This is a genomic window from Staphylococcus simulans, from assembly GCF_003043455.1.
In the GTDB taxonomy this organism is placed as follows: domain Bacteria; phylum Bacillota; class Bacilli; order Staphylococcales; family Staphylococcaceae; genus Staphylococcus; species Staphylococcus simulans_A.
This window is the reverse complement of sequence record NZ_PZGG01000096.1, coordinates 1-5,373: the sequence shown is the minus strand read 5'-3', so window position 1 is coordinate 5,373 and position 5,373 is coordinate 1. Positions and strand designations below refer to the sequence as shown.

4 protein-coding genes and 1 pseudogene are annotated in these 5,373 nt (G+C 33.8%); all 5 read left to right on the top strand.

Features of this window, described 5'->3' with window-relative positions; all coding sequences use genetic code 11:
• Positions 1-488: pseudogene (locus BU038_RS11745) on the top strand (elongation factor 4); the annotation flags it as partial.
• Between the two features lie 67 nt (positions 489-555).
• Positions 556-1,677, top strand: a complete 1,122-nt coding sequence (gene hemW, locus BU038_RS11740) for a radical SAM family heme chaperone HemW (RefSeq protein WP_107606173.1) — start codon at positions 556-558, stop codon at positions 1,675-1,677.
• A 97-nt stretch (positions 1,678-1,774) separates the two neighbouring features.
• Positions 1,775-2,734 carry a heat-inducible transcriptional repressor HrcA gene (gene hrcA / locus BU038_RS11735; protein ID WP_107606172.1) on the top strand — a complete coding sequence of 320 codons (960 nt, stop codon included), beginning with the start codon at positions 1,775-1,777 and terminating at the stop codon, positions 2,732-2,734.
• 26 nt (positions 2,735-2,760) lie between these two features.
• Positions 2,761-3,351 (top strand): nucleotide exchange factor GrpE, encoded by a 591-nt coding sequence (gene grpE, locus BU038_RS11730; RefSeq protein ID WP_107606171.1) that lies wholly within the window; start codon positions 2,761-2,763, stop codon positions 3,349-3,351.
• 50 nt (positions 3,352-3,401) lie between these two features.
• Positions 3,402-5,237 carry a molecular chaperone DnaK gene (dnaK, locus tag BU038_RS11725; protein ID WP_107606170.1) on the top strand — a complete coding sequence of 612 codons (1,836 nt, stop codon included), beginning with the start codon at positions 3,402-3,404 and terminating at the stop codon, positions 5,235-5,237.
• The last annotated feature ends 136 nt before the right edge of the window (positions 5,238-5,373 follow it).

The window sequence follows — 5,373 nt, the reverse complement described above, 5'->3', positions numbered from 1 at the left end:
ATATTCGTGTCAATATTATTTACGAAATTCCACTTTCAGAAGTAGTATTTGATTTCTTCGACCAATTAAAATCAAATACAAAAGGATATGCTTCATTTGATTATGAGCTTATCGGTTATAAAGAAAGTGACTTAGTTAAAATGGATATCTTACTTAATGGTGATAAAGTAGATGCTTTAAGTTTTATTGTTCATAAAGAATTTGCATATGAACGAGGCAAAGCACTGGTTGAAAGATTAAAAACATTAATCCCTAGACAACAATTCGAAGTGCCGGTACAAGCCGCAGTTGGTCATAAAATTATTGCTCGTACGAATATTAAATCTATGGGTAAAAACGTACTTGCGAAATGTTATGGCGGAGATATCAGCCGTAAACGTAAATTATTAGAAAAACAAAAAGCAGGTAAAGCAAAAATGAAGGCAGTAGGTAATGTCGAAATACCTCAAGATGCTTTCTTAGCAGTATTAAAAATGGATGAAGATTAAAATAAGGTTGGGACTCTCATGTCCCAGCTTTTTATTTTGAGTTTTGTCCTAAAAGCGAGGCGAAAATATGAAAGTTGAAAGTGCATATATTCATATACCATTTTGTGTCAGAATTTGTACTTACTGCGATTTCAATAAATATTTTATACAGAATCAACCAGTGGATGAATATTTAGATTCTTTAATTGAAGAATTTAAAACAGCGGATAATCGAGCATTAAAAACAATGTTTGTAGGTGGTGGTACACCCACAGCTTTAAGCGATGAACAGCTTGAACGTTTATTAAAAGCTATTAACGAACATTTTAACATCTCGGGAGAATACTCATTTGAAGCAAATCCAGATGAACTTACACCTTCGAAAATTAAGCTTTTAAAAGATTATGGTGTTAACCGTATCTCGATGGGTGTGCAAACATTTGATCAAGATTTGTTAAAGGTGCTAGGGCGTACACATAATACTGCAGATATCTATAACGCTGTTGAACTTGCAAATCAATATCAAATAAATTCCATCAGCCTTGATTTGATGTATCATCTTCCTGGTCAAACACTTAAACAATTTGAAGATAGTTTAGATATTGCGTTATCAATGGATATTAATCATATTTCGAGTTATGGCTTAATTCTTGAACCTAAAACTCAATTTTATAATTTATATAGAAAGGGTAAGCTAAAACTTCCTAACGAAGATGTAGGAGAAGAAATGTATGAGCTATTGCTAGATAAAATTCATCATTCTTCTATGCATCAATATGAAATATCGAATTTTGGTCAACCCGGCCATGAATCTGAACATAATAAAGTTTATTGGAAGAATGAAGGGTATTACGGCTTTGGTGCAGGCGCAAGTGGTTACGTTAATGGTGTAAGATATTCAAATGTCAATCCGGTTAATCATTATATTAAGAAGATTAGAAATGGTGAACGTCCAATTTTACATCAGACAACGCCAACTCATCGCGAACAAATGGAAGAACAAATGTTTTTAGGTTTACGAATGAATCAAGGGGTAAATAAATCAGTGTTCAATCATAAATTTAATGAAAATATTGACAAAGTCTATGCTGAAGCCATTAAAGAAATGAGTGAAAAAGGACTGATTATCGATGATAAAAACGCTGTTCGATTAACGGATCGAGGCAAAGTTATCGGTAATGAAGTCTTTGAAGCTTTCCTATTAGATTAAAATTTAAAAGGTCAGGGCTTTAACATTGACTTACTTTGACCAATTTGATAAATTATAATTAGCACTTGGAAGAAGAGAGTGCTAATGAGGTGGAAACATGATTACAGATAGACAATTGAGCATATTAAATGCCATTGTTGAAGATTATGTAGATTATGGTCTGCCTGTTGGATCTAAAACAATTATTGAGCGACACAACGTTAATGTGAGTCCAGCTACTATAAGAAACGAAATGAAACAATTAGAATCATTCGGTTTAGTAGAAAAGTCTCATGCATCATCGGGAAGGTCGCCCTCATTAAAAGGTTTTAGGTACTATGTAGACCAACTGTTGGAAAATACTTCTCCTCTAAAAGAAACGAATAACCAACGTTTAAATAAACTGTTAATGGAATATAATTTCAATTTGTCAGCTGCACTTAGTGTGTATGCAAATGAATTGTCATTATTTACGCAGTATACTACGTTGGTAATGAAACCGAATCAATCGAAAGATTTAATCAGCGATGTTCATTTGTTTAACGCAACCGCTAATTTGGTTATTATGGTAATTGTGTTCGAAACAGGAAATGTTGAGCATATACAATTAGCAGTAGACGAAAAGATTTCTAAAGCGCGTTTAATTCAAATAGCGAATTACATCAAAGAACTTTATAACAATAAAAGTTTTGTAGATGAAGCAATGGAACATTCAAGTGACATCACAACAATTCGTCAATTAACTGATTTGCTATATCAAAGGGTTAACGATAGTAAGAAAGATATCTACCTTGGGGGTAAATCAAATTTAATTGATACATTGAATGAACAGAATGTGAGTTCAATACAACAAATTCTTCAATATTTAGAGTCCAATAAGATATTGAAACTGTTCGAAAAAGATAATCATTCTGGAATTGATGTCAAAATAGGTAAAGAAATTGATAATGGCCTAGAAGACATTTCTATTGTGATGAGTGATTATCATATTGATGAACATCTTAAAGGACACATAGCTGTTATTGGACCGACCGCTATGCGTTATCAAAATGTAATTCAACTACTATATAAAATATAGTTTTGAAATGTATTGGAGGACAGAAAATGGCAGAAAAAGACCAATCAGTTAACAATGAAGAAGTTGCTGAGAATGAAGATGCAACTGTAAATTCAAATACTGAAGAAGATACTCAATCAACTGAGAATACTGAAAACGTTCAAAATGATTCTGAAGAGAATCAAGAAGAGAATGAAATCCAACAACTAAAAGATGAGTTAAAAGAACAAGAAGAAAAATATTTACGTCTTTATGCAGAGTTTGAAAACTATAAGAGACGTATTCAAAAAGAAAATCAAACATTAAAAACATATCAAGCTCAGGGTGTTTTAACGGATATCTTGCCTACAATAGACAATATTGAGCGCGCGTTACAAATAGAAGGTGATGATGAATCATTTAAATCTCTCCAAAAAGGGGTACAAATGGTTTATGAAAGCTTATTACGCGCACTAGAAGAAAACGGTCTTGAGAAAATAGAAGCTTTAGGACAACAATTTGATCCAAACTTCCATCAAGCCGTAATGCAAGACAACGATGATTCATATGAATCAGGTGAAGTTACACAAGAGCTTCAAACAGGTTATAAATTGAAGGACCGTGTATTACGACCTTCAATGGTTAAAGTAAATCAATAATTATAACTGATGAAATATACAACAAATGTTATTAGGAGGAATTATTAGTTATGGGTAAAATTATCGGAATTGACTTAGGTACAACAAATTCATGCGTGTCTGTTTTAGAAGGCGACGAACCAAAAGTTATTCAAAATCCAGAAGGTGCACGTACAACTCCATCAGTTGTAGCATTCAAAAATGGTGAAACTCAAGTAGGTGAAGTTGCTAAACGACAAGCAATTACAAACCCTAATACTATTCAATCAATCAAACGTGAAATGGGTACAGATCACAAAGTAGACGTTGATGGAAAATCATATACTCCACAAGAAATTTCTGCAATGATTCTTCAAAACTTAAAAAGCACTGCAGAAAGCTATTTAGGAGATAAAGTAGATAAAGCAGTTATTACTGTACCAGCTTACTTCAATGATGCTGAACGTCAAGCAACTAAAGATGCTGGTAAAATCGCTGGTTTAGAAGTTGAACGTATTATCAACGAACCAACAGCAGCAGCATTAGCTTACGGTTTAGATAAAACTGACCAAGACGAAAAAGTATTAGTATTCGACCTTGGTGGCGGTACTTTCGACGTTTCAATCCTTGAATTAGGCGACGGTGTATTCGAAGTATTATCAACAGCAGGTGACAACAAACTTGGTGGTGACGACTTTGACCAAGTTATCATTGACTATCTAGTTTCAGAATTCAAAAAAGAAAACGGTGTCGATTTATCACAAGATAAAATGGCATTGCAACGTTTAAAAGATGCAGCTGAAAAAGCTAAAAAAGACTTATCTGGTGTATCACAAACTCAAATTTCATTACCATTCATTTCTGCTGGAGAAAGTGGTCCATTACACTTAGAATTAACACTTACACGTTCTAAATTCGAAGAGCTTTCAGATGATTTAGTACGTCGTACAATGGAACCTACTCGTCAAGCATTAAAAGATGCTGGCTTAACAAGCAAAGATATCGATGAAGTTATCCTTGTTGGTGGTTCTACTCGTATTCCAGCTGTTCAAGAAGCAGTTAAAAAAGAAATCGGTAAAGAACCAAACAAAAGTGTTAACCCTGACGAAGTAGTAGCAATGGGTGCAGCTATCCAAGGTGGCGTTATCTCTGGTGACGTTAAAGACGTTGTATTACTAGACGTTACACCATTATCATTAGGTATTGAAATTATGGGTGGCCGTATGAACACATTAATCGAACGTAATACAACTATCCCGACATCTAAATCACAAGTTTATTCAACAGCAGCAGATAACCAACCAGCTGTAGATATTCACGTATTACAAGGTGAACGTCCAATGGCTTCAGATAACAAAACATTAGGACGCTTCTCATTAACTGATATTCCACCAGCTCCACGTGGCGTACCACAAATCGAAGTAACATTTGATATCGACAAAAACGGTATTGTAAACGTTACTGCTAAAGACTTAGGTACAAACAAAGAGCAAAATATCACAATTGAATCAAGCTCTGCTCTTTCAGATGACGAAATCGATCAAATGGTTAAAGATGCAGAACAAAATGCTGAAGCAGATAAAAAACGTCGTGAAGAAAGTGACTTACGTAACGAAGCTGACAGCTTAGTATTCCAAGTTGAAAAAACATTAAAAGACTTAGCTGACAACATTGGCGAAGAAGACAAAAAACAAGCTGAAGATAAAAAAGAAGAGTTGAAAAAAGCGCTTGAAGGCGACGATTTAGAAGATATCAAAGCTAAAAAAGAAGAACTTGAAAAAATCGTTCAAGATTTATCAATGAAAGTATATCAACAAGCACAACAAGCACAAGAACAACAACAAGGTGGAGATGCTTCAAACAACAGTGATGTTGAAGATGCAGATTTCACTGAAGTTAAAGATGATGACAACAAAGATAATAAATAAGTGCATGCTTTCTCATAAGAGCAGCTTTAACTTAATACAGAAAAAAGCGGCTTCTTAAAAATTTAAGTCAAAGTCAATTGTACATTGGCTTTGACTTTTTATTATTTAACGAACTATACTTTAAAAGGTATAATGA

What these genes read in the sequence shown, in the direction of transcription:
- hemW (WP_107606173.1), top strand. Translation starts at nt 556, where the DNA reads ATGAAAGTTGAAAGTGCATATATTCATATACCATTTTGTGTCAGAATT.
- hrcA (WP_107606172.1), top strand. Translation starts at nt 1,775, where the DNA reads ATGATTACAGATAGACAATTGAGCATATTAAATGCCATTGTTGAAGAT.
- grpE (WP_107606171.1), top strand. Translation starts at nt 2,761, where the DNA reads ATGGCAGAAAAAGACCAATCAGTTAACAATGAAGAAGTTGCTGAGAAT.
- dnaK (WP_107606170.1), top strand. Translation starts at nt 3,402, where the DNA reads ATGGGTAAAATTATCGGAATTGACTTAGGTACAACAAATTCATGCGTG.